The sequence below is a fragment of the Thiobacillus sp. genome (assembly GCA_024235835.1).
Taxonomy (GTDB): Bacteria; Pseudomonadota; Gammaproteobacteria; order Burkholderiales; family Thiobacillaceae; genus PFJX01.
Genome location: JACKLQ010000003.1, coordinates 15,857 through 42,686 on the forward strand (window position 1 = coordinate 15,857; position 26,830 = coordinate 42,686).

Sequence of the window (26,830 nt, forward strand, 5' to 3'; positions counted from 1 at the left end):
TGCATCAGCCTTTGTACTTGGTATTCACGCCAACCCCTTAATCAACGGCTTGAACACCTGGGCCATCTTCTCCCCGGTCTCCGCGAGCCATTGGAAGTAGGTCTTCCACTGTGCCTCTGCCTCCAAGCCGGAATCCGCACGATATGCCCGGATACGTGAGGCGTGACTGTCAGGCAATTCCTGCCAGTCGAGGGCAAAGCCGAGTTTCTTCTCAACCTCCTCCCTCTGGCTCAGGAGTTGCTGGAAATATTCCTTGGAGTTTGCGTGTGAGATGTAAATCTCGATGCCAAGTCGACTGTCACGAGTGTTGACTGTTGCGACAAGCCCAAACCCTGCACGGCCCAGGGAGATATTCAGCCAGTGCTGCGGACGGGGAGCCTGAGGCTTGATGGAAGATTTGTGGGCTTCGAGATAGGCCACGAAATCTGTCCAGAATCGTTGCTGGCGCTGCTTGGTTGGCGTGGCGGTAGCCGCCGCCCGTGCGCTTTCCCGGCCGGTCTTGCTCCAATCGTTCGGCTTGACCACCACATTGAAGCTGGGCGCCAGGGGCGAATCGGCAATGCGCCAGAGCTCAATCTCCACCGCGAAGAAGTTCAGGTTGCCCGTGGTGTTTTGATTCAAGAAGTCCAGGGCGGCAATGTGCTCCGGACGGAAGGACTCCGCCACCCAGATGACCTTCTTGGCCCCCACGCCGGCCGCGTATGTGATGATTTGGCCCAGGTGGGTATGGTTGGTTTTCTCCAACTGGTTTTCGATGATGACCTCGCCATCCTCGTCCGAGCAGAGGATGTCCAGCTTGAAGTCCCCCACCAGGTATTCGGCCTGGACCAGTTCCAGTTCGGCCAGGCCCAGGGCATCGGACAGGGCATTGAGGTTTTCTGCCTGGGCCAACCAGGGGGTGAACTCCGTGGCCTCATGCTTCCAGGCCTCGCGCAGGTTGATACGCTGCAAGGTCGACAGGGTGGTTTTCATGCTGTGGCCTCCTCGATGGCTTCCTGTATCTCGGGGATGCGAAACTTGCCGGACATCAGGCGGGGCAAAAGGGTGTCGCGCAGTTCGGTAAGGTTCAGAGCTTGCTGCTCATTCTCGAAAACACGCCTTTGGATTGGTGCAACCAGGTCAACAAACTGACCAAGAACTGCCCTATCCGGCATTGCTACCAGCAGCCGCTTCATATCCGCGATGGTTACGTGCCCTAAGCCAGTCGTCTGCTTGTTACGAGCTATGCCAGAAAAAACGGGGCGGAGATGCCTCAACACTTGGAGGACAAACACTCGCTCTTGGGCATCATTAACAATCACGCGGAAGATGTGCTGGTTTAACCACCCTGCCGAATGAGGCCACACGAATGTGTCGATAGAAGTTTCAGGATTGCCTGACCATGAAAACAAAATGTCGCCAGCCTGAATTCGATATTTTTCTGGCATCTCTTTATCAGAGTATGCCGTCTGCGATGTGACTCCAGCTTTAAGTTCTGCAATCTTGATGATTGGCAAACCTCGGCTCTCTGTGTTCGGGGCAAATGCCTTATAGGCCGCACCATTCACATACTCGGCAAGGTCATACACTGACGTAGTACGCCACCCCTTCGGAATCCCCCCCAACTCCGAATCCTCGAACTCGCTCGGGAACTGGTCGGCGACTTCGGGCGTCACGCCTTCGGGGTCGCGGCCTTCGGCCTTGGCCCGCACAGGGTCGAAATCCACGAACCACGACTTGAACAGGGCCTGGGCGATAGCTTCGAGGGTGGCGTTGGTTTCATGCAGGAGGGCGATTTTGTCGTCTAGGACACCTAGAGTTTGTGCGATTTCCGTTTGAGTTTTTTCGTCCGGAATCTGAACTCGGGCAGTGTGCAAATGGTTCCGGTTAACTCCTGGTACCGCCGCCTTGTCGCTGTATGCAAAGAAATCGACGGTCTTCAGGAAGTAGAAGATGAACTTGGGGTCGTTCCCCTTGAAATCCTCAACAAACAGAGTCGTGTTTAACGGCCAGAAATCTTGTTCACAGAAGAAAACCTGGCCTATCGTTCCATATCGTCCAGTTACAACGCCCGGCGCCTTTACCTTGGCTTCGCAGTGGTAGTCCGACACTCCAGAGGAAGAAACGATAGGGACTCCCCCTTTCGTACGTTGTTTCGCAGGGAGGTCAAATCCACGCTTGAGGTTGACAACCTCTCCAAGCGTGGTTTCGCGCCACTCAGACGGCATACCCCAACCTCCCCAGCCGCTCCCGAATCACTGCGTCCAGCTCCTGCCCCTTCTCCATCTGCTCGGCCAGTTGGGCGGTAAGCCGCTCCATCTTGTCGGTGAAGGCCTCGTCGTCGTCCTCGGCTTCCTCGGCACCCACATAGCGGCCCGGCGTGAGCACGTAGCCATGCTCGGCGATTTCAGCCAGCTTCACGGCACGGCAGAAGCCAGGGACATCGGCATAGGGCTCGCTGGTCTCGCCGTCCTGCCGCCAGGCATGCACGGCGTTGGCAATCTTGGCGATGTCCTCGTCCTCGAAGACCCGCAGCACACGGGTCTGCATGGTGCCCAGCTTGCGGGCGTCGATGAACAGGAACTCGCCGCGCCGGTCTCGGCCGTGCTGGGTCTTGTCCTTGGCCAGGAACCAGAGGCAGGCGGGTATCTGGGTGTTGAAGAAGAGTTGGGGCGGCAGGGCCACCATGACTTCCACCGCGTCGGCTTCCACCATGGCCTTGCGGATGGCGCCTTCGTTATTCTGGTTGGAGGACATGGAGCCGTTGGCCAGTACCACGCCGGCCTGGCCGCCGGGTTTGAGGTGCCAGAGGATGTGTTGCAGCCAGGCATAGTTGGCGTTTCCTGCGGGCGGGGTGCCGTGCACCCAGCGAGGGTCAGAGGCCAGCTTGTCGCCGCCCCAGTCGGAGATGTTGAAGGGCGGATTGGCGAGGACGTAGTCGGCCTTCAGGTCCGGGTGCTGGTTGCGGTGGAAGGTGTCGGCAGGTTCCTTGCCCAGGTTGAAGTCCATGCCCCGGATGGCGAGGTTCATGGCCACCAGCCGCCAGGTGGTGGGGTTGGCCTCCTGGCCGTAGATGGAGAGGTCGCCAAACTTGCCGCCATGGCTTTCCACAAACTTTTCCGACTGGACGAACATGCCGCCGGAGCCACAGCAGGGGTCGTAGACCTTGCCCTTGTGGGGCGAGAGCACTTCCACCAGCACCTTGACCACCGAGGCGGGCGTGTAGAACTGGCCGCCCTTTTTGCCCTCTGCGCTGGCAAACTGGCCGAGGAAGTATTCGTAGACCTCACCCAGGGTGTCCTTGGCTTTGTCCTTGGCGCCGAAGCCGATGGAGGAAATCAGGTCGATGAGCTCGCCCAGGCGACCGGGTTCCAGTTGAGTGCGGGCGAAGCGTTTGTCCAGGATGCCTTTCAGGCGGGCGTTGTCCTGCTCGATGGCGATGAGGGCGTCGTCGATGCGCTTGCCGATGTCCGGTTGCTTGGCCTGGTTGCGGATGGCCTCCCAGCGGGCCGATTCCGGCACCCAGAAGACGTTGGCCATGGTGTAGAAGTCGCGGTCCTCCAGCATGGCGGGAATCTGGGCACGCGTTTCCGTGTCCTCGCCGAGGTAGAGGTCATGGCCGGGGTCGGTGAACGCGGCCTTGAGGTCCAAGCGCCGCTCGTCGAAGGCGTCGGAGATGTATTTCAGGAAGATGAGGCCCAGGACGACGTGCTTGTATTCCGCCGCGTCCATGTTCGAGCGCAGCTTGTCCGCGGCCGCCCAGAGGGTCTTCTGTAAGTCTTGGTTCATTGGGTCTCGCTCAGCTTGTTCTGGTCAGCAAGCGCGAGGCGGGCAAAGTGCGGCCATCCTCCCGGATTCTGCTGTTTTTGGCATTGTACGATGGGGGGAATTGGCGACAAAGGCCGATGAAATGACAAAGGGCCGGTTTCCTGGTCAGAGCCGACTTATCTGTTTTGCGAAACAGATTCAGCGGCCCAGGTCATCCAGCGGATCAAGCCCCAAACCAGTCAGCCGCCGATTCATCAACCCAAGCCGTTCGGCCATGCCTGCCCATGCCGCTTTGGCGAAAGCATCATGCTCGGCTTTCAACCGCTCATAGGTGCGCCAGTGCATCCCCTTGGGCTTGCCGCCTTGTGGGTTCGCTATCCCGGCATTCCACCCAAGCTGCTGCCGGATGGTGTCCGCCCGCCGCATTGCTCGATCATCATCCGTTTCCCGCTGGCACTGATAGGCCAGCTTGTGACAGTGCCGACAGGCGAAGTTGGAGCCCCCATAGAGAATCGCCACTCGCCGCCCACATCCACATGCCGGGCATAGGAACCACGCCCGACGGCCGCCCAGGTGGCAATCCGTCCAGTCCAGATACACCGGGTATTCCATCGGTTGCCACTCGCCATTTCGATCCCTGGTCCGATAGATGAGAACCACGCGGTCGGATTCACTGCGAAGTTGAATGGACGCCACCTCCCTGCCGTTGACCGTCCAATGCCAGCCAAAGGCCTGGCCAGGGGTCAGCAGTCCTTTCCGTTGCAGCCGCCGAACGTCCAACGGCTGCATGTCGCTCGTGGTGTCCTTGCCGCCCTGGTATCGCCGCCCGCTTCCGATGCCACCCATTTATCACGCTCCGATTTTGCCTAAATCATTTGGCAAGTTCGCGGTATCGTTTGGGCCTGTTCTGGCCTGATTCCGCGCCCTGCCTGGGTTTACGCTGGTTTTAATGATGTCCGGTTTCATGCGCCGCGCAGGTCTTTCAGCTTCAAAAGCATGGCCAATGTCCGCTCAAATTTGCGGTCAAGGTGCGTTTCGTAGCGGTTCAGCTTCTCCAATCGGTGCGCTTGCAGCCCTTCGCCCAGGGTTTGCGCCTTGATTGCGGGGGTGTATTGGGCTTCCTGCACCATGCGATAGCAGATCGGTTCCAGCGACTCACGGATGAATTTGGCCAGCCCTTCGGCAGTTGCCGGGTAGGATTCTTCCTCGACATGCTCGTCCCACCAGTTGCGGGACTCCTGGATCAGCGCCCGCCTCGCCTTCTCATAGGCATTCGGCCCGCCCTTGCGAAGTATTGCCGCCGCCTTTTGGGTTGCCGCCAGATCAATTTCCGCGTTCCGCAGGTCCTTGGCTATCTCTTCGGGCGTCCCATCCATGAACTCCCGCAGGTCGGCATTCTCCCCAGTCAGGCCGCGTTGAAAAGGAGCAGCCGACGACACAACCGCCTTGGGGCTATTCACCGCGCTTTTCAATCCCTCGTTGATCTTCGCGCCTTCGGCCAGCAATACCCGCCGCTTCCGCCAAATGATTGTGGCAAGCTCTTCGATCAGGTGCCGTTCCGTCATGCCTGCCGGTCGGTGTTCCTCGATCAGCGCCGCCAACAGGTCGGCAAACTCGGCATGATCTTCATGTGCCAATACCGCCAGCTTGGAAAGAATGCCGTGCTTCAAGGCATTGAACCGCACAGGCTCATAGTTTCCCGCCCGCGCTACGGGTGCCGCTTCCTTGCGGAATATCAGCTCGGCATCGTTGATCGTTTCCGCTTCAATGGTCGCCATCATTGCCCCCTCTCGTCAGTTTCCACCACCCACCGCCAGCCCTCGGGGGCAGATCGCGCGCCATCCAGGGCCAGGGCCAATTCATCGCCGGAGTAATGCCAGCGTTCGGCCATCGCCAGGATGCTCCGCTCCAGGCCGTGGTCAAGCCGCGCCCGCCATGCCTTGCAAGTCTTGCCGTTGTCCGGTGAATAGCGGATCACCCCGGGCACGGCAGACAGGCCAGCGGCCACAGGTTCACCGCAAGGGGCGGGATCGCTGTCCCGGTGCCGTGTTGGGCGATGCTGGCAGGTGTTGCAGGCTGGAACCGGAGTAGGCTTAGGCGGGATCGGTTCAGCCGCTATAGCGTCCGGGTGCCGTTCCAGAATGTCGGTATGGGTCGCGTCCGGGTAGCAGGCCACTTCCAGCGGATCGCGGTCGGGGAAGTGAATCAGCCACCAGCGGGAAGCCGTCGCCGTGTCGCCAGCGCCGACTTTTGCCGGGGGTGCGGTTTTATCTCCCTTGGGGTTTGCTACTGCTACAGTTGCTATTCTTGCTACTGTTGCCGCCTCCCCCTTGGGTTGAGTAGCAGAAATAGCAGGAATAGCAGTAGCAAGGCTCCCGGTTTGCTTTTCCCGAAGTCTGGATAGCAAACTCATGGTGCCACCCCCACCAGCGCTGGGTTAAGGTGAATCGTCAGCCGCTTGCCGTCCTTCACCAGTTGCAAGCGGTCAAGCTCGGCAAGCTCCCGGATCGCCGCATCAAGCCGCGCACCATCCCGCAATGGCCCATGCTGGCGAACATGATTTTTCCCTACCATGTGCGTCCGCTGTTGCCTGCAATGTTCGATCAGCCAGCTATCCAGCCGCGCCGCGTCTGCCAGTTCCGACGGTAGCGCAAGCTCACCAAAGAAGCGCCGGGCTTCGGATAGGTGCCATGCTGTTATCAGGCTTGCCCGCTCGAAACTATCCAGCCCGATTGCGCCGCCCATGCCATGCTCGAATTGCTGGAACAGTGCCGCCAGCCGTGCCGCGTTGTCGGCGGATTTGCTCGCCACGTCCCGCACGTCGTAAAACTCGCCACCGCTCGCAAGTTCGCTTTCAATGGCATCGTGATAATCCACCCATGCCGCTTTCGCGTCCGGTGCCAGTGACAGCATGGCGGGGGTCAGTGCGCCATCTTCATCAATGGGGGCGGGTTGATTCAGGGTCGCGGCAATGCGCCGATGGAATGCGGCCAGGTGCGGCCAGTTTGCAGGGGCTTCGGTGAATGGCCGCTGCCCTTGGGTTGATTCAGGCCATGCCACAAGGAAGCGGGCAAGGAAGCCCGTCCCCCGCGCCAGCCCACCTGACTTGCTGAAATACTCCCGCAGGGTTGTTTCCTGAATCATCAAGCCCATCGTCAGCCGCGCCCCGCGCACGGTGAAGGATTCCGAAGTGCGCCGCCCAATCGAATGTGCCCCGCCATCCCATAGGACATTCAGCAAGGCCAGATTCCGCATGGCGCTATCCTTGCCCATGCCATGCGAACCGAATACCACGCCCGCCTCGCTCGATAGGACGCCCGCCGACGGCCATTGCTTTGCAAGGCTCCAAGCAAGGTTTTCCGGGGTTTCGTCGCCAAGGATTAGCCTCGGTACTCGCGGGGGTTTCGGCTCTTCCTGTTGCAGTTGCGCCAGATCAGTCCGCAGCGTGTCGGTCGGTTTGCCCTTCTTCCCGGCATCCTTCACCGCCGACAGGATGCCGTCGCGTTCCGCTTCCCACGCGGCAATCGCGGCCTGGTATTCCTTGATCGCCGGTTTCATCACCTCGGCTTGCTCTTCCTGATACTGGCGGATGGCCGAAGTGAAGAAGTTGTCGCAAGTGGATTTCCGCTCGCCAGACTCGGCAATGGTCAGCAGGAACAGCCCGACAGGCCCATGCAGTTTTTCCGCTCGCTTCGCGTCAATGTGCGCTTGGCAGGCCAGCGACAGCGCCGCCAGTGCCGACGATGCCACCAGCGGCAAGGGGGCTTTGACGAATCCCGCCACCTCTTCCACCGCCGCCCTGATGGTGTCGGGCAGGGCATCCAGCGGATAGGCTTCCGGCTCGATCTTCGCTGATAGTGGTTGCGGGTCGGGCCATTTCTGACGCTCCAGAACCGCGCTGGTTGCGTCTTCTAAGCTGGGTTGGTCTATTGATATCGCCCGGCCCTTTCGGGCTGCCCTGGCCGCGTCTATGCGTGCAGCGGCCTGGTCGTAGCGGATCAGTGCGTTGTCCATACCACCCCCTCCGCATCTTCGATGCGTTCCACAGCCAGGGCCAGGCGCTCGAAGTCGGCATCCGACAAGGGCTTGCCTTCCAGCGTTTCCAGGGCGGCCAGGTACACGAGCCTGGCCTCGAAGGCGAGACAGCGCAGGGCATCCTCAGCAGAGAATGGACGACGTTCAGGCTTGCGTCCATCCGGTAGGGGTCGGGGCGGGAACAGGTCGGAGAGTTCCATCCCCACGGCGGCCACCACTTCATGCACGGAACAGCCCGCGAAGCAGTGAACCAGAGTTCGGCCATCGTCCAGTTCCCGGATGGCCAGGGATGGGCCACGGTCATCATGGGCAGGACAGCGGGCCAGCCACCTATCCAGGCCGGTGCGCTTCACATGGTCCAGGCGGGAAAGCAGGTCGTTCGTGCTCATCGCCGCCCCCTTGGCCAGCCGCCCTTTTGCTGGCGGATGCGTGAAGGCTTCCCCAGCGACACCCAGCTTTGCAGGTCGACATTGGATTTTTGGGTAAACTCTTGGCTATCAGAAGTCTTTGGGGTCGGGCGGTCGCCACCGTTCCGGCCCTTGTTGTTTTTGGTCATGGCCCGCCCCTTCAAGCCTTAGCAATCAGGGTGCGGATGCTCTCGACTTTCCAGAAGGTGCCGCGTCCGTTTCCTACCTTCACGGGCGCAGGGAATCGCCCGCTCTTCACGCCCTCCCACCAGCAGGATTTCCCTACGGGCACGATTGCAGGTTTTCCGGGACGGGGGCGCTTCGGCCCCTTCCCGCGTTTGCGGTTTTCGGCGGCTTGTTGCTCGGTCACTTCCTCTTGGCCGATGATTTGGGCCAGGGTCAGAAAGCCGGTTTCGGGTAGTTGGTTCATGAGTGCTCCATGAGAAGATCCCGCGAGTCGGCATTTCCTCCGTCCCCGCAGGGGTCTCATCGAGCCTATTGGCGAGCGTTGCGCTCACCATCACCGGACTAGCCCCAGAAGGCGTTCAGGCCGGCAGTAGTCTCACGGCTTAACTTCGCGTGAGGTTCGCCCCTCGTAAGGGCACAGGCGATGCAGTTTTTTAGACCATCCGGTTTCGTCCGTCAAGCTCCAAATAGGCTACGCTGCCCGCTTGATCGGCTTCTCCTTGTCGTCGTTCTTTGCCATGCCATCAACCATGTCCGCCCATTGCTGCATCATGGCCCGCCGCTCTTCGAGATATTCGGCCTGGTTGTAGCTGGCCCTTACCTTGTTGCGCTCGGCATGCGCTAGCTGGCGCTCGATCACGTCAGGCCGAAAGCCGATTTCGTTCAGGATGGTTGAAGCCGTCGCCCGGAAGCCATGCGCCGAGAATGAAAACCCGATGGAACTTGTTTTGCCGTTAAAACCCATTCGCTCCAGCGCTCGATTCAGTGTTGTTGCTGACATGCAAGTTTTTGGGGTTCGATAGTTTGGAAACAGGAAGTCACGTGTTCCGGTGTAGGTGTGCAGTTCCCGAAGCAATTCCACGGCTTGCCGGGATAGGGGAACAATGTGCGGCTCCCGCATTTTCATCCGCTCGGCAGGGACGCGCCATTCCGCTCGGTCAAGGTCAATTTCCATCCAATGCGCTGCACGCAATTCCACGGTTCGGAATGGATTTAGCAACATCAGCCGCAAGGCGATAACAGTAGTCCGATACCCGGCATAGCCTTCCAGCGCCTTCACGAAATTGGCTATCTGGTCGCGGTTCAATGGTTTGGCGTGCTTTACCTTTGGGCGATGAATCGCGCCCTTCAATGCCGCCGCTGGATCGGCATCCGCCCGCAGGGTTGCCACGGCATAGCGGAATACTGCCGAAGCCCATTGCCGCACCAGCAAGGCGACAGTCTCAGCGCCGCGTGTCTCGATTGCTTTCACGATTTCCAGCAGTTGCGCCGCCGTCACGTTCCTAATGGGATGCTTACCGATTTTGGGAAATACATCGGCTTCCATGAATCGCTCAACTTGCCGAAGGTAGTAGGGTGTCCATGTCGGCTTTTTCTTGGCTATCCACTCCCGTGCCACGGCCTCGAAAGTGTTGGTGCTTTCGGTATGGGTTGCTAGCCGTTCGGTTTGTCTCTGGTGCGCCGGGTGAATGCCTTGCTTCACTAGCACCCGAGCCCTGTCTCTTTCCTTCCGGGCATCGTCAAGCGATACATGCCCCTCCCGCTTGTCGCCGAAATACTCACCGATGGCATAGATGTTTTCCTTGCCAGCGATGCGATAGCGGAAGCGCCAGAGCTTCGCGCCGGATGGTCTGACCTCCAAGTAAAGCCAGCCGCCATCAGGCAAGCGTATCGGCTTGTCGCCGGGCTTGGTGTTGCGGATTTTCGCGTCGGTGAGGGGCATGATGCGGGTATCCGGGGGATTGATACCCGCCACGGTACCCGCTATTTCTTCGGATGGCAACGGACAATACCGACTGCCGTAGGATCCTAAAACCGCATGGATACTGGGTTTTGCGTTGTGTTTCGGCCTGCCTCGGGCTTGGTCGGATGCCGATGATGATTTTCGATCATCAGCAGCATGACGTCTGCATCCTGTTGAATTGCCTCAAAAGTCAGGACGGGAAGGTTACCCGTTTTCAGCGCGGGTTGACGATCTCTATGAGTTCGTAGGCCTGGATGAGAGAGATGTCCGCCACTTCCATGAGGTCCTCCTCCCGGATGCCCAGGTCCATCCACACCACGTCATCGAACACCGGCTTGTAGAGCAATTCTCCGGGGCCAAGCTTGATGTCCGGCGACAGGAAGCGGGCCATGTCCGCCGCCACCTGCAGGATGGCCCGTTCCCGGGGATAGTCGGTGAACTTTTCGCTCTGCAGCTGGTTGGCCACCACGTTCTGCAGGATGGGGGGAAGACGCCAGGACTTCAGCAGTTCGCCCCCCAGCTCCGCGTAGCTGAATCCGAACACGTTGCGTTCTGAGGCGATGATGGCGGCCTCGCTGGTGTCCTCCGCCTGGGACAGCACTTCCCTGTAGAGGTTGGGACGGGCCTCGAAGAACACCAGGCGGCCGATCTTGTGCAGCAGGCCGGCCAGGAACATCTGCTCGCTTTCATGGAGCCGGCAGCGCTTGGACAGGTTGCGGGCCACCACGCCGCAGGCCACGCTGTTGTCCCAGAAGCTCTTCATGTTCACGAATTCGCCGGGAATGCCCTGGAAGCGCTTGATGAAAGCGGCCGCCAGCACCAGGTCCCGCAGGGCGCCGTGGCCGATGAGGGTGATGGCCCGGGACAGGGTGTCCACCTTGCTGGGCAGGCCATACCAGGCGCTGTTGGCCAGGCGCAGCACCGTGGCGGCCAGGCCCGCATCCAGCTGAAGCACGTCCACGATCTGCTTGTTGGTGGTATCGGGGGCACCCACCATCTCGTTGAGGCGCAGGGCCACGTCCGGCAGGCTGAAGAGGCTCTGCACTTCCTGCACCAGGAGGTGGGGGGTCAGGGCTTCACGTTCCATGGTAAGCATCATGCACCTCGTTCCAATACAGGTTTCAGGTACTGCCCCGTATGACTCATCGGGTTTGCGGCCACCTGCTCCGGCGTGCCCTGGGCGATGATCCGGCCCCCGCCCTCGCCCCCTTCAGGCCCCAGGTCGATGATCCAGTCGGCGGTCTTCACCACGTCCAGGTTGTGTTCGATGACCACCACCGTGTTTCCGGCCCCTACCAGCCGGTGGAGCACCTTCAGCAGCATGTCGATGTCTGCGAAGTGCAGGCCCGTGGTGGGCTCGTCCAGGATGTAAAGCGTTCGGCCCGTGTCCCGCTTGGAGAGTTCCAGGGCCAGCTTAACGCGCTGGGCCTCGCCACCGGAAAGGGTGGTGGCGGACTGGCCCAGGCGGATGTAGCTGAGGCCCACGTCCATGAGGGTCTGGAGCTTGCGACGCACCACGGGCACGGGGTTGAAGAATTCCAGGGCCTCTTCCACGGTCATCTGCAGGATCTCGTGGATGTTTCTGCCCTTGTACTGCACTTCCAGGGTTTCCCGGTTATACCGGTGGCCGTGGCAAACGTCGCAGGGCACGTAGATGTCCGGCAGGAAGTGCATCTCCACCTTGATCATGCCGTCCCCCTGGCAGGCCTCGCAGCGGCCCCCCTTGACGTTGAAGGAGAAGCGGCCCACCTCGTAGCCCCGCTCCCGGGCTGCGGGGGTGCCGGCGAACAGCTCGCGGATGGGGGTGAACAGGCCGGTGTAGGTGGCGGGGTTGGAACGGGGCGTGCGGCCGATGGGGCTCTGGTCCACGCTGATGACCTTGTCGAAGTACTCCGTGCCCTCGATGGCCTCGAAGGGGGCCGGCTCCTGGGCGGCGCCGTTGAGCATGTTGGCGGTGACGGCGTAGAGGGTGTCGTTGATGAGGGTGGACTTGCCCGAGCCGGATACGCCGGTGACGCACACGAAGATGCCCGTGGGCAACTCCAGGGTGACGTTCTTCAGGTTGTTGCCGTAGGCGTTGATGAGCTTCAGAACACGGCCTTCCCGGGGGCCCTTGCGCGCCTCGGGCATGGGGATGGACCTGGCGCCGGACAGGTACTGGCCCGTGAGGGAATCCGGGTTGGCCAGGATGTCCGCCAGCTTGCCCTGGGCCACGATCTCGCCGCCGTGCTCGCCGGCACCGGGGCCCATGTCGACGATGTGGTCCGCGTGGCGGATGGCGTCCTCGTCGTGCTCCACCACGATGACCGTGTTGCCCAGGTCCCGCAGGTGCTTGAGGGTGCCCAGCAGGCGGTCGTTGTCCCGCTGGTGCAGGCCGATGGAAGGCTCGTCCAGCACATACATGACCCCCGTGAGGCCGGAGCCGATCTGGGAGGCCAGGCGGATGCGCTGGGCCTCGCCGCCGGACAGGGTGTCGGCGGAGCGCTCCAGGGAGAGGTAGTCCAGGCCCACGTTGTTGAGGAAGGTGAGGCGGGCGCTGATCTCCTTGACGATCTTCTCCGCCACCTGGGCGCGATGGCCCGTCAGTTGCAGCTCGTGGAAGAACGCCAGGGTCTGGCGGATGGGCAGATGGGAAAGCTGGTGCAGGGTGGCGCCGCCGATGGTGACGTTGCGGGCCTCGATGCGCAGGCGGGAGCCGCCGCATTCGGGGCAGGGCCGGGTGGCGATGAACTTGGCCAGTTCCTCCCGCATGAGCTGGGATTCGCTCTCCCTGTAGCGCCGCTCCAGGCTGGGGATGACGCCGTCGAACCTGTGCTTCCTTGTCGTCTTTCGCCCCCCCTCGCCCAGGTACTGGAAGGCGATCTCGTCCCGGCCACTGCCGTGCAGGATGATTTGCCGGATGGCCTCCGGCAGTTCCTCCCAGGGGGTGTCGATGTCGAAACCGTAGTGCATCGCCAGGGATTCCAGCATGCGGTAGAAGAAGGCGTTGCGGCGGTCCCAGCCCTTGATGGCGCCGGAGGCCAGGCTCATGTGGGGGAAGGCCACCACCCGTTCCGGGTCGAAGAAGGTGATGCTGCCCAGGCCGTCGCACTTGGGGCAGGCGCCCATGGGGTTGTTGAAGGAGAAGATGCGGGGCTCCAGCTCCGGCAGGGCGTAGTCGCATACAGGGCAGGCGAACTTGGCGGAGAACAGCATCTCCCGTCCGGAGTCCATTTCCACGGCCAGGGCCTTGCCGTCGGAATGGCGCAGGGCGGTCTCGAAGGACTCGGCCAGGCGCTGCTTCATGTCCGGGCGCACCTTGAGCCGGTCCACCACCGCCTCGATGGTGTGCTTCCTGTTTTTCTCCAGGGCGGGAATGGCATCGATGTCGTACACCTCGCCGTCCACCCGCAAACGCACGAAGCCCTGGGCACGCAACTCGTCGAACAGGCCCAGCTGCTCGCCCTTGCGGCCCACCACCAGGGGCGCCAGGATCATCAGCTTGGTGTCCTCCGGCAGTTGCAGGACGGTATCCACCATCTGGGACACCGTCTGGGCCGCCAGCTCGATGCCGTGGTGGGGGCAGCGGGGTGTGCCCGCCCGGGCAAACAGCAGGCGCAGGTAGTCGTGGATCTCGGTGACCGTGCCCACGGTGGAACGGGGGTTGTGGCTGGTGGCCTTCTGCTCGATGGAGATGGCGGGACTCAGACCCTCGATGAGGTCCACGTCCGGTTTTTCCATGAGCTGCAGAAACTGGCGGGCATAGGCGGACAGGGATTCCACATAGCGGCGCTGCCCCTCGGCATAGAGGGTGTCGAAGGCCAGGGAGGACTTGCCGGAACCGGACAGGCCGGTGATGACCACCAGCTCGTGTTGGGGCAGGTCCACGTTGACGTTCTTCAGGTTGTGGGTGCGGGCGCCGCGGACGCGGATCATGGCAGGGCAACTTGGGAGTGCGCAGGAAACGGCTAATATTACGAGCCTTTGCACATCCACCCAAACCACATTTCCCCGTGCCTTCCCATAATAATTCCCTGCTACCCTCCGAGCGCCGCGCCGCCCTGTCCCTGGCCGGTATTTTCGGCCTGCGCATGCTGGGCATGTTTCTCATCCTGCCGGTGTTCGCCCTGTTCGCGAAAACCCTGCCCGGGGGCGAGGACCACACCCTGGTGGGTCTGACCCTGGGTATCTACGGCCTCACCCAGGCCATCCTCATGATCCCCTTCGGCATGGCTTCGGACCGCTTCGGCAGGAAGCCGGTGATCATCGTCGGCCTCTTGATCTTTGCCCTGGGCAGCTTCCTGGCGGCGTCGGCGGATACCCTCATGGGGGTGCTGCTGGGCCGCGCCCTGCAGGGGGCCGGAGCCGTGTCGGCGGCCGTGTCCGCCCTGCTGGCGGACCTGACCCGGGAGGAGAAGCGCACCCAGGCCATGGCCATGATCGGCAGCACCATCGGCCTGTCCTTCGCCTTTTCCCTGGCTGCCGGCCCCGCCATCTACCGCTGGATCGGTGTGCCCGGCATGTTCGCCCTCACCGGGGTGCTGTCCCTCGCGGCCATCCTGGTGCTCAAGTTCGTCACCCCCAACCCGGGCCACAGCGCCTTCCACTCCGATGCCCAGGCCAATCCGGCCCGGCTCAAGGACGTGGTCCGCAACGGCGAGCTGCTGCGCCTGAACTGGGGCATCTTCGCCCTCCACGCGGCCCAGATGGCCATGTTCACCGTGGTGCCCTTCGCCCTGGTGCAGGCTGGAAACCTGGACCTCCAGCACCACTGGCAGGTCTACCTGCCGGTGCTGGTGGGTAGCCTGGTGCTCATGGTGCCGGCCATCATCTATGGCGAAAAGCGGGGCGAACTGAAGCGGGTGTTCGTCGCCGCCATCGCCCTCATGGTGGGCGCCCAGGTGGGCCTGGCCTTGAGCATGGACGCCTTCTGGGGCCTGGTGGGGGCCCTGTTCGCCTATTTCGTGGCCTTCAACGTGCTGGAGGCCACCCTGCCTTCGCTGATTTCCAAGATCGCGCCACCGGAGGCCAAGGGCACGGCCATGGGCGTGTACAACACCTCCCAGGCCCTGGGCCTGTTCTTCGGTGGCGGCGTGGGGGGCTGGCTGGCCCAGCATCAGGGCTTCTTCGCCGTGTTCGTCTTCTGCGGCGTGCTCATGGTGGTGTGGCTGTTGCTGGCCATGTCCATGACGCCCCCTCCCCGGGTGAAGACCCAGATGTTCCACGTGGGCCACCTTACCGCGGCCGAGGCCCGGGCCCTCTCCACCAACCTGGTGGTGTTCTCCGGCGTGGAAGCCGTCACCGTCATGGCCGAGGAAGGGGCCGTGCTGCTGAAAGTGAGCCAGACGGGCTGGGACGAGGAAGGCGTGCGCCAGCTTCTGCTTCACAAGGGCCGACCGGAGGAATGACCCCTGCCGTCCGGGTCAGGCGGCGGACCGGGCGGGGGACATTTCGGTTATCCTTTGCCGCCTTCCCACGAACATCACCTTGCAGCAAAAGGAAAACGCCATGGCATCTGTGAACAAGGTCATTCTCATCGGCAACCTGGGCGCGGACCCGGAGGTGCGTTACCTGCCCAGCGGCGAGGCCGTGGCAAACCTGCGCATCGCCACAACGGAAAACTGGAAGGACCGGGACGGCAACAAGCAGGAAGCCACGGAATGGCACCGGGTGAGCTTCTTCGGCAAGATCGCCGAGGTATGTGGCCAGTACCTGAAGAAGGGCAGCGCCGTCTACGTGGAAGGTTCCATCCGCACCCGCAAGTGGCAGGACAAGGACGGCCAGGACAAGTACACCACCGAAATCCGGGGCGACCGCATGCAGATGCTGGGCAGCCGTGGCGGTGGCGGTGGTGGCGGCGTGGCCGACTACGACAACGAAGGCATGGACGCGCCGCCTTCCCGCGGCGGTGGCGGTGGCAGCAAACCCAGCCGCCCCGGCGACAGCAGCGGCTTCGGCAGCATGCCGGACGACGACATCCCCTTCTGAGCAGTTTGACCAGGACGCCACCCAGGAAATTACCGGCCTCCACGGCCGGTTTTCTTTTTCCAGCCGCCAGACAAGCCATGGAGCGGCAAGACCGAACATGCCCAAGGGCTTCCTGAAACGGCTGCTGGGTCCCGGCAAGGATCCCGGTCTGGCCGAGATCATCGCCTGGTCAATAGACCAGGTGGAACCCCGCCTGCGCCAGGCCGGCGGCTTTCCCCAGCGCTATGCCGACGTGGTCAGCCATGCCTGGGCCTACTGCCGCGACCTGGCTGCCCGGATGCCCGGCCCGATGGAGGTCAGTCCCCTGGCCTTCGCCCGGGACCCTTCGGTCCACGCCCTGTTTGCATCGCCTGAAAGCATCGTCCAGGCCCTGGTCAAGAGCCGGGCCGTGCGCGACTGGCATCTGGACCCGGGGAATGGCCTGGAAGCATTCGCCCTCATGGGGGTCCGCCTCCGGGAGAAGGCCGTGCTGGGCATGGAAGATCACAACGGAATGCTTTGCCGGGACGTGGCCCAGAAGGCCGTCTATTTCTCCGACCACACCTTCAGCAACCTGGGCAACACCCTGGCGAATACCCAGGCCCTGCTGGCACGACAGTTTCTCGCCAGCCTGCTGGGCCGGGTGAAGGAAAAGCTGGAAGCGCTGCGCCAGCATAGGCACCACCTGGAACGCGAGCGCGACGAACTGCGTGCCCGGCTGCGCTCCACCCCAGGCAACGCGGTCCATGAGGCCAACCTGAAACAGACGCTGGCGGCCTTGAGCGACGCTGTGGCGGCCCTGGACCTGCGCAGCTACGCCAATCATTTCGACGCCGTGCTCCGGCATCCGGAGCGATACCTCAGCCTGCGCGGCCTGTCCCTCTCCCTGGATGCCATGGGCATACTCCGCCAGGATGCGGGGGATGCCCAGGCGCGCCCCCTGAATCTGTATGAAATGGCCTGCCGTGACCGTCGGCACTGGATCGTGATGCTGGTGCACTGCCGGCTGGATGAACTCCCGCCTTATCAGGAAAGGCTGGCGACGGAAGAGCGCTGGCTGGCGATCTGATCTACCCGTTGCCCCGGCCGGACACTAAACTCCGGCTCAGGCGCCATCGACACAATGAAAAAGGGGATTTGAATGAAGCCTATGCAGTTCAGCTGGGGCCTGGCCGGCCTTTTGGGTGCGACCATGGCCCAGGCCGCGGGTTTTGCCCTCATCGAACAGAACGCCAGCGGTCTTGGCAACGCCTACGCCGGCCAGGCGGCGGTGGCCCAGGATGCCAGCACGGTGTTTTTCAACCCGGCTGGCATGTCGCGGCTCGATGGCCGGCAACTGGTGGCCGCTGCCCACGCCATCCTGCCGTCGGCGGAATTCGCCGATACCGGCAGCACCCTGAGCCTCAACCAGGCCACGCTAGGTGGCAACGGGGGTGACGCAGGCACCCTGGCTCTGGCGCCCAACCTTTTTTACGTCATGCCCCTCGGCGAGCGCATGAGATTCGGCCTGGGCATCAGCGCGCCCTTCGGCCTGGTCACCGAATACGACCCCAACTGGGCGGGACGGTTTCACGCGGTGAAATCCGATCTTCAGACAATCAATGTCAATCCCTCCCTGGCCTACAAGATCAACGATACCTGGTCGGCGGGCCTTGGCATCAACGCCCAGCAGGCCAAGGCCGAGTTAAGCAAGATGGCCAACTACGGCGCAGCCGGCGCTCCGTTCGCAAACCTGGAAGGCCTGGCGACGGTGAAGGGCGACGACTGGGGCTGGGGCTACAACCTGGGCATCCTCTACGAGCCCAGTGCGGATCTGCGCATTGGTTTCAGCTACCGGTCCAAGATCGACTACATCCTGGAAGGGACCGTGACCTACGGAAACCGTCCCATTGCACTGGCCGGCGTGCCCAGCCTGCAAGACGGTCCCGTGACCGCGAAGACCGCCATGCCGGCCAGCGCCTCCCTGAGCCTCTACAAGGTCCTTTCGCCGGGGTGGGACCTGCTGGCGGATGCCAGCTGGACTCAATGGAACGTCTTCGATCGGCTCACCGTGCGCCGCACCAGCGGGCTCCTGGTGGACGACACCATCGAAAACTGGCACAACTCTTGGCGTTTTTCCTTGGGTGCAAACCGCCACGTCAGCGAACGCATGACCTGGCGCTTCGGCCTGGCCTTCGATGAAAGTCCGGTTCCCGATGCCACCCGCACTCCGCGCATCCCGGATGCCGACCGCTTCTGGCTGGCCCTCGGCCTGCAGTACCGCATGGACAAGAAGCGCGCGCTGGACGTAGGTTATACCCACATCTTCGTGGACAACTCCCGGATCAATATCTCCCCCACTGCCACCGTGGGCGCCCTCGTGGGAAATTACGAAAACAAGATCGACATTCTGAGCGCCCAGTACACCCACAGCTTCTGACCACCCATGACCGGAACCCTCTTCTCGGCCCTGGTGGCCGCCAGCCGCGAATTCGGCCGCTCCTCGCCCGGGCGCTGGGAGGACATGAAGCCCGGCAGCTATGCCTACGGCGACCTGCTGAAGATGACCCTGGCCCTGGGGCGTCTGGCTGCCAAGGTCACGGCGCCGGGGGAGCACGTGGGAGTGCTGATGCCCAACCTGGCGGCCACCGTGGGTCTCATGGTGGGCCTCTCAGCCTTCCGCCGCGTGCCCTGCATGCTCAACTTCACGGCAGGCACCGAAGGCATGCAGAAAGCCTGCCACGCCGCCAACGTGGGCACGGTCATCACCTCCCGCGAGTTCCTGCGCAAGGCGGGACTGGTGGAAACGGTCCAGGGCCTGAGGCGGGTACGCATCCTCTACCTGGAAGACCTGCGCAAGGACTTCGGTTTGGCGGACAAGCTCTGGCTCATGGGCTTCGCCCTGTGGTTTCCCCTGGCCGCCGTACCCCGGGGCGATGCCGAGGCCCCCGCCGTGGTGATCTTCACCTCCGGCTCGGAAGGCAAGCCCAAGGGGGTGGTGCTGTCCCACCGGGCCCTGCTGGCCAACGTGGAGCAGATCATGAACTTCCTGCCCATCGGCCCGGAGGACAAGGTTTTCAACTGCCTGCCCATCTTCCATTCCTTCGGCCTCACGGCGGGCACCCTGCTGCCCATGCTGAGCGGCGCCCGCCTGGTGCTCTACCCCACGCCCCTGCACTTCAAGGAAATCCCCAAGCTCATCGGCGAGAAGCAGGCCACGGCCCTGTTCGGCAGCAGCACCTTCCTCAGCCACTATGCCCGCCACGCCGAGCCGGACGACCTGAAATCCCTGCGCTACGTGGTGGCGGGGGCGGAAAAGCTGGCGGAACCGGTGCGCCGCGTGTGGAAGGACAGGTTCGGCGTGGACGTGCTGGAGGGCTACGGCGCCACGGAGACCGCGCCGGTGCTGTCCGTGAACCGGCCCCAGGACAACCGGCCGGGCACCGTGGGCCGCCTGCTGCCGGGCATCGAGGCCCGCATCGTGCCGGTGGAGGGCATCGAGCGGGGTGGCGAACTCCACGTGCGGGCCCCCAACCTGCTGTCCGGCTACTACCGCTATGAGAATCCGGGCGTCCTGGCGCCGCCCTGGTCCGAGCTGGGGACAGGCTGGTACAACCTGGGGGACGTGGTGGAGCTGGACGCCAACGGCTACCTCACCATCCTGGGCCGCCTCAAGCGCTTCGCCAAGGTGGCGGGGGAGATGATCTCCCTGGAGGTGGTGGAGGCCCTGGCCCGGGCCGCCTCTCCGGAGGCCCTCCACGCCGCCACCTGCGTGCCGGACCCGGGACGGGGCGAGTCCATCATCCTGTTCACCACGGACGGCAACCTGGCGCGGGAACCCCTGGCCCAGGCCGCCAAGGCCCATGGCCTGCCGGAAATCGCCCTGCCCCGACGCATCCGCGTGGTGGACGCCCTCCCCGTGCTGGGCACCGGCAAGGTGGATTACGTGGGGCTGAAGGCCATGGCCGAGGAAGCGGCATGACGCATGGCGCCTGGACCCTTGAAAGCGTCGGACGCGGCTAAATATAAGAAATCGTTGATATAATTCGCGCAATTTCGCCTTTGGAGGTCACCATGCCCATCTACGCCTACAAGTGCTCCGACTGTGGTTTCGAACAGGACGTCATGCAGAAGGTCAGCGACACTCCCCTCACCATGTGCCCCCAGTGCGGCAAGGCCAGCTTCAGCAAGCAGATCACCGCAGCCGGCTTCCAGCTGAAGGGCAACGGCTACTACGCCACCGACTTCAAGAACGGTTCCAAGCCCGCCGACAAGCCCTCCCCGGCCTGCGGCACCGGAGCCTGCCCCGCTTGTACCAGCTGACGCGCCTCCAACCCGCTCATCGGGCAAACGCATCCGGCGTTTGCCCGATTTGTTTATAAGCCGCCATGGCCGCGCTCAAACGCTACTTCCTCACGGGCCTTCTGGTCCTCGTGCCCCTGGGCATCACCTTCTGGGTGATGACGGCCCTGCTGGACATGATGGACCAGACCCTGCTGCTGCTGCCGGAACCCTGGCGGCCGGAGGCCTGGCTGGGCTTCCGCATCCCTGGCCTGGGGGTCATCCTCACGGCGGCGGTGGTCCTGGTCACGGGCCTGGCGGCCACCAACCTGCTGGGCCAGCGCCTGGTGGCCCTGTGGGAGGGCCTGATGAACCGCATCCCCGTGGTGAAGTCCATCTACGGCAGCGTCAAGCAGGTGTCCGACAGCCTCTTCTCCGGCACGGGCATGGCCTTCAAGAAGGTGCTGCTGGTGCACTACCCCCACCCCCAGGCCTGGTCCCTGGCCTTCCAGACCAATGTGCCGGAAGAGGTGAACGATAAGTTGCCGGCGGATCATGTGGCGGTGTTCATCCCCACCACCCCCAGCCCGGTGAACGGCTTCTATTTCTACGTGAGGCGGGACGAGATCATCGAGCTGGACATGAGCGTGGACGCCGCCCTCAAGGCCATCGTCTCCATGGGCGTGGTCACCGCCAACATCAAACCCTCCGCCAACAACTACCCCGGCGATTAAGTTCGACAGAAACCAGGAACAAGAACATGCGTGATCTCTACTGCGGCGCCGTGAACGCCGACCACATTGGCCAGACTGTCACCCTCTGCGGCTGGGCACATCGCCGGCGCGACCACGGCGGCGTCATCTTCGTCGACCTGCGGGACCGGGAAGGCATGGTGCAGGTGGTCATCGACCCGGATACCCCCGAGGCCTTCAAGGTGGCGGAAGACACCCGATCCGAATTCGTGCTGAAGGTGGTGGGCAAGGTGCGCGCCCGTCCCGCCGGCACCGAGAACCCCAACATGCCCACGGGCATGATCGAGGTGCTCACCCAGAACCTGGAAGTGCTGAACCCCTCCCTGACGCCCCCGTTCCAGATGGACGAGGACAACATCAACGAGAACATCCGCCTGCAGTACCGCTACCTGGACCTGCGCCGGGAACCCATGCAGCACAACATGCGCCTGCGCTACCGGGTGGCGAAGCTGATGCGGGACTACCTGGACCAGCACGGCTTCATGGACATCGAGACCCCCATGCTCACCCGCTCCACGCCGGAAGGGGCCCGGGACTACCTGGTGCCCTCCCGCGTGCACGACGGCATGTTCTACGCCCTGCCCCAGTCGCCCCAGCTGTTCAAGCAGCTCCTGATGGTGTCCGGCTTCGACCGCTACTTCCAGATCGTCAAGTGCTTCCGGGACGAGGACCTGCGGGCCGACCGCCAGCCCGAGTTCACCCAGGTGGACCTGGAGATGTCCTTCGTGGAAGAGAACGACGTCATGGGCCTGGTGGAAGGCATGATCCGGGACATGTTCAAGCAGGCCCAGGACATCGACCTGCCCAACCCCTTCCCCCGCATGACCTACGCCGAGGCCATGGGCCGCTACGGCTCCGACAAGCCGGACATGCGCGTCACCCTGGAGATCACCGAACTCACCGACGTCATGAAGGACGTGGACTTCAAGGTCTTCTCCGGCCCCGCCAACGCCGGCAACGGCCGGGTGGCCGCCATCCGCGTGCCCCGGGGCGGCGAGTTCAGCCGGGGCGAGATCGATGCCTGGACCGAGTTCGTGAAGATCTACGGCGCCAAGGGCCTGGCCTACATCAAGGTCAACGAGAAGGCCAAGGGCCGGGACGGCCTGCAATCCCCCATCGTCAAGAACCTCCACGACGCCGCCCTGGCGGAGATCATCGCCCGCACCGGCGCGGAGGACGGCGACATCCTGTTCTTCGGCGCCGACAAGGCCAAGATCGTCAACGATGCCCTGGGCGCCCTGCGCGCCAGGATCGGCCACGAGAAAGGCTACGTGGACGGCCGGGCCTGGGCCCCGTTGTGGGTGGTGGACTTCCCCATGTTCGAGTTCAACGAAGACGAGAGCCGGTGGGACGCCCTGCATCACCCCTTCACCGGCCCCAAGGACGGCCACGAGGAACTCCTCTCCACCGATCCCGGCAAGGCCCTGTCCAAGGCCTACGACATGGTGCTGAACGGCTGGGAGGTGGGGGGCGGCTCCATCCGTATCCACCGGGAGGAGGTGCAGGAGAAGGTCTTCGGCGCCCTGAACATCGGCGAGACCGAGCGCCAGGAGAAGTTCGGCTTCCTGCTGGATGCCCTGAAGTATGGCGCCCCACCCCACGGCGGCCTGGCCTTTGGCCTGGACCGTCTGGTGACCTTGATGACCGGCGCCGAATCCATCCGCGACGTGATCGCCTTCCCCAAGACCCAGCGGGCTTCCTGCCTGATGACCAGCGCGCCCAATGCGGTGGACGAGAAGCAGCTGCGGGAACTGCATATCCGTCTGCGGAATACGGCGGGGACGGGCACGCCGGCGGCGTAAGGCTGGTTTGCTCCCCTCGCCCGCAAGCGGGAGAGGGGGCTGGGGAGAGGGAAAGCTTTTGCTCTGAAATACCTCTAGCGGTATGCAAAGGGTGATTGGCCGGGGGTGCCCGGCGGCACGTTCCTTTTCTTGATCGGCCAAGAAAAGGAACCAAAAGAAGGCCGCCCCGCTTCCGTCGAAACCCCGAGAATTTCAGACTCGCCTGGGGCAGCGAAAGAACTCGCTTCGCTCAGACACCTTTCGCTGGCCTGCGGCAACCCCAGTCAAGTCCGAAATTCTCGGCGCCGGCAGAGGGGCAGTAAACCGGCAAATGCCGCTGCGTATATCCCGCAGGCTTTATAGCTAACTTTCCTCAAGTTCCTTCAGGGTCTTTCCATCAGCGTTTTTCCAGGCGGTAAGGCCATTGGCCCCTCCCCCGTGAATCACTGCTGCTGCGGCGCTTGGACTAGCAAATTCAGAATCTTTGGTGAACAAGAAGAAGCCATCCTTTTCCACAAGGATTCCGTCTTTGACCAACTTTTTCCGCAGCGCAACAACGAATGGATGCTGTGCTTCGGCTGAAGGACGCTCCGCAACTACCGCTGTGGAATCTTTGAAAATAACGAACCCAGCCTCAGTACGCTGACCATGAGCAATGGCACCTTTATTCTTACAAACAAGCTGATGCTGGGGTGTCACGCTTTTCTTCGAACCTGCAATGGGAGTAAGGAGATCAGACCCTAAAACAGGCAATACCTGCTGAATTCGTGAAAGGAAAACCTCCATATCCTCCCGGTCTGACTCGGGAAGCTTGGGATTCGAGCTGTTTGAATTTTCTAGGCGGTATCGGCCTGCGTTCTTTGCTTCGATCAGAAGACGGTTTTCGAGGTATCGGATGTGCGCCTTTGTTAAGTTTTCGTCTTTGCTCACAAACACCACAACGGCATTCCAGAAATCCTTGGCCTTATGTTGTTTTAGGCGGTCACGGATTACCTCTGCCTCACCGATGTAAGCCAAGGCGTCGCCACTTTCCGGGTCTTCGCCAAAAAGGAAATAGACGCCCGCACTTTCAGATTCTTCCCGAAGAAGGAGATCCTCAAGTTCTGTGCGCGGAGTAGCAAGTGCTTTGCCAGTCCAATTTGAGACCTCTCCGACACGAAGACGCTTTGCGTCACCATACGGAAGAAAGAGTTTGATGGTCGCTGATGTCATAACAAACCTGGTGTCATGCCTGATCTGTGCCTTGATAGTCATGCTACCTCATGCCAAGCACAGGCACCCCATTCCCCTCTGAGTCGCCAATTTTTCCCAGCCCGTCTGGGGGTAGTCGGCGAGTATGTTTGAGCCCCGCAGGGGCGAGTTACGCAGCCGCCCGGTCGGGCTGGGAAAAATTGGGTACCCGAAGGGCGACGAAGCGGGGCGCGGCTTCTTTGGTTACTTTCTTCATCGCGTAATGAAGAAAGTGACGTGCTGCCGGGCACCCCCGGCCAAACGCCCTGGGCTTACGTGAGGCTGGCTGCCAAACGCCATGACGCGACACCGGGACATCAACCGCCACTCAAATCCCCCCTGCCCCTCTTTTCCCAAGGGGGGTGATTACCGGCCCCGTGCCAATACCGCCGTTCAGACCGCCGCGCGGTCTCCACCACCAATTCCCCCTCCCCCATCTCCACCGACACTGCCCCCTCCCGATCCGTCCTCAGCACGGGAATCCCCATGCCCCGATACCGCGCCAGCACCTCCCCATGGGGATGTCCATAACGGTTGCGATGCCCCACCGGCATCACCGCCAGCCGTGGCCGTACTGCCGCCAGGAACTCCGCCGTCGAGGATGTCTTGCTGCCGTGATGGGGTACCACCAGCAGGTCGACCGGCTCCAGCACGCCCCGCTCCGCCAGGTTCATCTCCGACAGCCGCTCGATGTCCGCCGCCAGCAGGGCGCTGTGCCTGCCGGCTTCCACCCGAATCACACAGCCCCGGTCGTTGTCGCCGTAGCCCGCCAGGGCGTAGTGGTGGGCCGGTGGGTGCAGCACGCTGAAACGCACCCCGTCCCAGGTCCAGGCCTGGCCGGCGCTGCAGGTCATGGCATCAGGCCTGGCTGCCATGATGGTGCGGCCGTCATCCCCCAAGGCGGCCCGATCAACACCAGCCAGGGGCGTGAGGAACCACCCGGGACGGTGGCTGGCCAGCAGGGCGGCCACGCCACCGCTGTGGTCCAGGTCGTCGTGGGTGAGCACCAGCCCGTCCAGCCGGTTGATGCCCTGGGACCACAGGTAGGGCGCCACCACCCGGGCGCCGGCGTCCTCGCCGGAGGCGAAGCGGGGACCGGCGTCCACCAGTAGCGAACGGGTGGCGGTACGCACCAGGATGGCTTCCCCCTGGCCCACGTCCAGCACCGTGAGCCAGGCCTGCCCCGGGGCCGGTGCGGGCAGGCGGGGAAAAATCAGGGGCAGGCACATCACCAGGCCCAGCCAGCGGGCTGGAAAGCCCCGGGGCAGCAGCAGTACCGCCGCGCCCAGCAGTCCCAGCACCAGGGCGGCCGGGCCGGGGGCGGCGGCATGCAACACGGGCTGGGGCAGGGCCGACAGCCACTTCAGGCAGGCCATGACGGCCCACACCGCGCCGTGGGCCAGGAGGGCCAGGGCATCCCAGGGCAAGGCGGCGGCCAGCAGGGACAGGGGGACGGCTACCAGGCTGATGACGGGGATGGCCACGGCATTGGCCAGGGGCGAAACCAGCGAAACCTCGTGGAACAGGGCCAGCAGCAGGGGCGCGAGGCCCAGGGTGACGGCCCACTGGGCCTGGACCCAGGTGCGCCATGCGGGCTGGGGTCCCACGCGCCCGGCCCCGGACCAGAGCAGCGTCGCCACGGCGCCGAAGGACAGCCAGAAGCCGGGGGCAAGGGCCGCCCAGGGGTCCAGGAGCATCACCGCCAGGAGGGCTGCCGCCAGCAGGCGGGTGGGGCTGGGGCGCCGGTCCAGCCAGGCCAGGGTGGCGGCCCCCGCCAGCATGTAGAGGGTGCGCTGGGCAGGAATGCCGAAGCCAGCCAGCAGAGTGTAGCCCCCGGCGGCCACCAGGCCCAGGGCGATGCCGGCCCGCTGGGCGGGGAGCCAGAGATTGAGGCGAGGCGCCCGACGCCAGGCAATCCGCACCAAGGCATAGACCAGGGCCGAGAACAGGGTGATGTGGAGCCCGGATACGGAAAAAAGGTGACTCGTGCCCGTCTGGCGGAACAGGGTCCATTGCCCTGCGGGAATGGCGTCCTGGTCCCCCACGGCCAGGGCGGTGACCACGCCGGCATAGGCCGCATCGCCCAGGGACCCGGCCAGGTGGGCGCGCACCCACTCCCGGGACCGGTCCACGAAAGCCATGGCCGTGCCACCGCATTTCGAGGAAGTAGTGGGTGGTGTCCTTACCGAGCCCGTGGCGCGAATGCCCCGCTCCAGCAGCCAGGCCTCGTAGTCGAAGCCCCCGGGGTTGAGGTTGCCGTGGGGCCGATTGAGTCGTGCGGTCAGGGTGACGCAATCCCCTCCGGCCAGCCTGGGTGGCGGATCGTCGCCGTAGACATACCAGCCCAGGCGTACCCGGTCCGGCGGACGGGCGCCCGGGGAAGAGACGGCGTCCACATCCAGCACGAAGTTCAGGCCCCTGGGATGGGTTTCCGGCAGGCCCGCCACCCGGCCAGTGAGCACCACGTCGCGGCCATCCCACTGGGGGTCCAGCTCCTGGCCCAGGCGCAGGTCGGCACGCCAGGCGGCGTAAAGAAAGCCCGTCATGCAAGCCAGGGACAGGACGGCGGCCCGCTTCACCCAGACAATGCGAACCCCGGGCGCCCATCCCAGCAGCAGCAAGCCGGGAAAGGGCAGGGCCAGGGCCCAGGCCAGGGGCGGCAGTTCAACCCGGGTCTGAAGCCAGGCGCCGCCCGCGGCAAAGGCGATAATGGCGAGGCGCAGCATTTATCCCGTCGCCGGG

23 protein-coding genes are annotated in these 26,830 nt (G+C 63.3%); 8 read left to right on the forward strand and 15 right to left on the reverse strand.

The window, feature by feature from the left end; translation table 11 throughout:
* Positions 1 to 24 precede the first annotated feature (24 nt).
* The 13 genes from H6935_14080 to uvrA form a co-directional block, all read right to left on the reverse strand.
* Positions 25 to 972 (reverse strand): DUF4268 domain-containing protein, encoded by a 948-nt coding sequence (locus H6935_14080; GenBank protein ID MCP5279464.1) that lies wholly within the window; start codon positions 970 to 972, stop codon positions 25 to 27.
* On the reverse strand, positions 969 to 2,207 hold the full coding sequence (locus H6935_14085) for a restriction endonuclease subunit S (protein MCP5279465.1): 1,239 nt from the start codon (positions 2,205 to 2,207) through the stop codon (positions 969 to 971). The genes H6935_14080 and H6935_14085 overlap by 4 nt, the downstream gene beginning before the upstream one ends.
* On the reverse strand, positions 2,197 to 3,768 hold the full coding sequence (locus H6935_14090; protein ID MCP5279466.1) for an SAM-dependent DNA methyltransferase: 1,572 nt from the start codon (positions 3,766 to 3,768) through the stop codon (positions 2,197 to 2,199). Before H6935_14090 ends, H6935_14085 begins: the two co-directional genes overlap by 11 nt.
* A gap of 177 nt (positions 3,769 to 3,945) precedes the next feature.
* On the reverse strand, positions 3,946 to 4,593 hold the full coding sequence (locus tag H6935_14095) for a hypothetical protein (GenBank protein MCP5279467.1): 648 nt from the start codon (positions 4,591 to 4,593) through the stop codon (positions 3,946 to 3,948).
* 116 nt (positions 4,594 to 4,709) lie between these two features.
* Entirely contained in the window at positions 4,710 to 5,486 is a 777-nt protein-coding gene (locus H6935_14100; GenBank protein MCP5279468.1) for a hypothetical protein, read from the reverse strand.
* Positions 5,487 to 5,524: 38 nt separating this feature from the next.
* Positions 5,525 to 5,755 (reverse strand): hypothetical protein, encoded by a 231-nt coding sequence (locus tag H6935_14105; GenBank protein MCP5279469.1) that lies wholly within the window; start codon positions 5,753 to 5,755, stop codon positions 5,525 to 5,527.
* Between the two features lie 401 nt (positions 5,756 to 6,156).
* Positions 6,157 to 7,761 carry a DUF3987 domain-containing protein gene (locus H6935_14110; protein MCP5279470.1) on the reverse strand — a complete coding sequence of 535 codons (1,605 nt, stop codon included), beginning with the start codon at positions 7,759 to 7,761 and terminating at the stop codon, positions 6,157 to 6,159.
* Positions 7,746 to 8,171 carry a DNA primase gene (locus H6935_14115; GenBank protein ID MCP5279471.1) on the reverse strand — a complete coding sequence of 142 codons (426 nt, stop codon included), beginning with the start codon at positions 8,169 to 8,171 and terminating at the stop codon, positions 7,746 to 7,748. Before H6935_14115 ends, H6935_14110 begins: the two co-directional genes overlap by 16 nt.
* Entirely contained in the window at positions 8,168 to 8,338 is a 171-nt protein-coding gene (locus tag H6935_14120) for a hypothetical protein (protein MCP5279472.1), read from the reverse strand. The genes H6935_14115 and H6935_14120 overlap by 4 nt, the downstream gene beginning before the upstream one ends.
* Positions 8,339 to 8,349: 11 nt before the next feature.
* Positions 8,350 to 8,619 carry a transcriptional regulator gene (locus tag H6935_14125; protein MCP5279473.1) on the reverse strand — a complete coding sequence of 90 codons (270 nt, stop codon included), beginning with the start codon at positions 8,617 to 8,619 and terminating at the stop codon, positions 8,350 to 8,352.
* A 228-nt stretch (positions 8,620 to 8,847) separates the two neighbouring features.
* Positions 8,848 to 10,098, reverse strand: coding sequence for a tyrosine-type recombinase/integrase (locus H6935_14130; protein ID MCP5279474.1), 1,251 nt, complete (start codon positions 10,096 to 10,098; stop codon positions 8,848 to 8,850).
* A 235-nt stretch (positions 10,099 to 10,333) separates the two neighbouring features.
* A complete protein-coding gene (locus tag H6935_14135; protein ID MCP5279475.1) occupies positions 10,334 to 11,206 on the reverse strand; it encodes an HDOD domain-containing protein in 873 nt (290 codons plus the stop codon).
* Between the two features lie 8 nt (positions 11,207 to 11,214).
* The gene (gene uvrA, locus H6935_14140) at positions 11,215 to 14,034 is read right to left on the reverse strand and encodes an excinuclease ABC subunit UvrA (GenBank protein ID MCP5279476.1); all 2,820 of its coding nucleotides are present in this window, start codon (positions 14,032 to 14,034) and stop codon (positions 11,215 to 11,217) included.
* 98 nt (positions 14,035 to 14,132) lie between these two features.
* On the opposite strand from uvrA, the gene H6935_14145 reads away from it, so the two are divergent.
* The 8 genes from H6935_14145 to aspS all read left to right on the forward strand — a co-directional run bounded on the left by H6935_14145 (position 14,133) and on the right by aspS (position 22,879).
* Entirely contained in the window at positions 14,133 to 15,506 is a 1,374-nt protein-coding gene (locus H6935_14145; protein MCP5279477.1) for an MFS transporter, read from the forward strand.
* A 100-nt stretch (positions 15,507 to 15,606) separates the two neighbouring features.
* Positions 15,607 to 16,086: a single-stranded DNA-binding protein gene (gene ssb / locus H6935_14150; GenBank protein ID MCP5279478.1), complete on the forward strand. Its 480-nt coding sequence runs from the start codon at positions 15,607 to 15,609 to the stop codon at positions 16,084 to 16,086.
* Between the two features lie 97 nt (positions 16,087 to 16,183).
* Positions 16,184 to 17,134, forward strand: a complete 951-nt coding sequence (locus tag H6935_14155) for a hypothetical protein (GenBank protein MCP5279479.1) — start codon at positions 16,184 to 16,186, stop codon at positions 17,132 to 17,134.
* An 81-nt stretch (positions 17,135 to 17,215) separates the two neighbouring features.
* Positions 17,216 to 18,484 carry an outer membrane protein transport protein gene (locus H6935_14160; GenBank protein MCP5279480.1) on the forward strand — a complete coding sequence of 423 codons (1,269 nt, stop codon included), beginning with the start codon at positions 17,216 to 17,218 and terminating at the stop codon, positions 18,482 to 18,484.
* A 6-nt stretch (positions 18,485 to 18,490) separates the two neighbouring features.
* Positions 18,491 to 20,026, forward strand: coding sequence for an AMP-binding protein (locus H6935_14165; protein ID MCP5279481.1), 1,536 nt, complete (start codon positions 18,491 to 18,493; stop codon positions 20,024 to 20,026).
* 92 nt (positions 20,027 to 20,118) lie between these two features.
* A complete protein-coding gene (locus H6935_14170) occupies positions 20,119 to 20,367 on the forward strand; it encodes a zinc ribbon domain-containing protein (GenBank protein MCP5279482.1) in 249 nt (82 codons plus the stop codon).
* 65 nt (positions 20,368 to 20,432) lie between these two features.
* Positions 20,433 to 21,059 carry a DUF502 domain-containing protein gene (locus tag H6935_14175; protein MCP5279483.1) on the forward strand — a complete coding sequence of 209 codons (627 nt, stop codon included), beginning with the start codon at positions 20,433 to 20,435 and terminating at the stop codon, positions 21,057 to 21,059.
* Between the two features lie 26 nt (positions 21,060 to 21,085).
* The gene (gene aspS, locus H6935_14180; protein MCP5279484.1) at positions 21,086 to 22,879 is read left to right on the forward strand and encodes an aspartate--tRNA ligase; all 1,794 of its coding nucleotides are present in this window, start codon (positions 21,086 to 21,088) and stop codon (positions 22,877 to 22,879) included.
* Between the two features lie 342 nt (positions 22,880 to 23,221).
* Here the strand turns inward: aspS and H6935_14185 are convergent, their stop codons facing one another.
* A complete protein-coding gene (locus tag H6935_14185; protein MCP5279485.1) occupies positions 23,222 to 24,070 on the reverse strand; it encodes a GIY-YIG nuclease family protein in 849 nt (282 codons plus the stop codon).
* A 335-nt stretch (positions 24,071 to 24,405) separates the two neighbouring features.
* Positions 24,406 to 26,814 (reverse strand): DNA internalization-related competence protein ComEC/Rec2, encoded by a 2,409-nt coding sequence (locus H6935_14190; protein MCP5279486.1) that lies wholly within the window; start codon positions 26,812 to 26,814, stop codon positions 24,406 to 24,408.
* Between the last annotated feature and the right edge of the window lie 16 nt (positions 26,815 to 26,830).

Excerpts from the sequence above, each read along its gene's own strand:
- H6935_14080 (MCP5279464.1), bottom strand. The coding sequence starts at position 972 with ATGAAAACCACCCTGTCGACCTTGCAGCGTATCAACCTGCGCGAGGCC.
- H6935_14130 (MCP5279474.1), bottom strand. The coding sequence starts at position 10,098 with ATGCCCCTCACCGACGCGAAAATCCGCAACACCAAGCCCGGCGACAAG.
- uvrA (MCP5279476.1), bottom strand. The coding sequence starts at position 14,034 with ATGATCCGCGTCCGCGGCGCCCGCACCCACAACCTGAAGAACGTCAAC.
- H6935_14190 (MCP5279486.1), bottom strand. The coding sequence starts at position 26,814 with ATGCTGCGCCTCGCCATTATCGCCTTTGCCGCGGGCGGCGCCTGGCTT.
- H6935_14155 (MCP5279479.1), top strand. The coding sequence starts at position 16,184 with ATGCCCAAGGGCTTCCTGAAACGGCTGCTGGGTCCCGGCAAGGATCCC.
- H6935_14160 (MCP5279480.1), top strand. The coding sequence starts at position 17,216 with ATGCAGTTCAGCTGGGGCCTGGCCGGCCTTTTGGGTGCGACCATGGCC.
- H6935_14165 (MCP5279481.1), top strand. The coding sequence starts at position 18,491 with ATGACCGGAACCCTCTTCTCGGCCCTGGTGGCCGCCAGCCGCGAATTC.
- H6935_14125 (MCP5279473.1), bottom strand. The coding sequence starts at position 8,619 with ATGAACCAACTACCCGAAACCGGCTTTCTGACCCTGGCCCAAATCATC.
- aspS (MCP5279484.1), top strand. The coding sequence starts at position 21,086 with ATGCGTGATCTCTACTGCGGCGCCGTGAACGCCGACCACATTGGCCAG.
- H6935_14090 (MCP5279466.1), bottom strand. The coding sequence starts at position 3,768 with ATGAACCAAGACTTACAGAAGACCCTCTGGGCGGCCGCGGACAAGCTG.
- H6935_14120 (MCP5279472.1), bottom strand. The coding sequence starts at position 8,338 with ATGACCAAAAACAACAAGGGCCGGAACGGTGGCGACCGCCCGACCCCA.
- H6935_14135 (MCP5279475.1), bottom strand. The coding sequence starts at position 11,206 with ATGGAACGTGAAGCCCTGACCCCCCACCTCCTGGTGCAGGAAGTGCAG.
- H6935_14085 (MCP5279465.1), bottom strand. The coding sequence starts at position 2,207 with ATGCCGTCTGAGTGGCGCGAAACCACGCTTGGAGAGGTTGTCAACCTC.
- H6935_14095 (MCP5279467.1), bottom strand. The coding sequence starts at position 4,593 with ATGGGTGGCATCGGAAGCGGGCGGCGATACCAGGGCGGCAAGGACACC.
- H6935_14110 (MCP5279470.1), bottom strand. The coding sequence starts at position 7,761 with ATGGACAACGCACTGATCCGCTACGACCAGGCCGCTGCACGCATAGAC.
- H6935_14115 (MCP5279471.1), bottom strand. The coding sequence starts at position 8,171 with ATGAGCACGAACGACCTGCTTTCCCGCCTGGACCATGTGAAGCGCACC.
- H6935_14170 (MCP5279482.1), top strand. The coding sequence starts at position 20,119 with ATGCCCATCTACGCCTACAAGTGCTCCGACTGTGGTTTCGAACAGGAC.
- H6935_14185 (MCP5279485.1), bottom strand. The coding sequence starts at position 24,070 with ATGACATCAGCGACCATCAAACTCTTTCTTCCGTATGGTGACGCAAAG.
- H6935_14175 (MCP5279483.1), top strand. The coding sequence starts at position 20,433 with ATGGCCGCGCTCAAACGCTACTTCCTCACGGGCCTTCTGGTCCTCGTG.
- ssb (MCP5279478.1), top strand. The coding sequence starts at position 15,607 with ATGGCATCTGTGAACAAGGTCATTCTCATCGGCAACCTGGGCGCGGAC.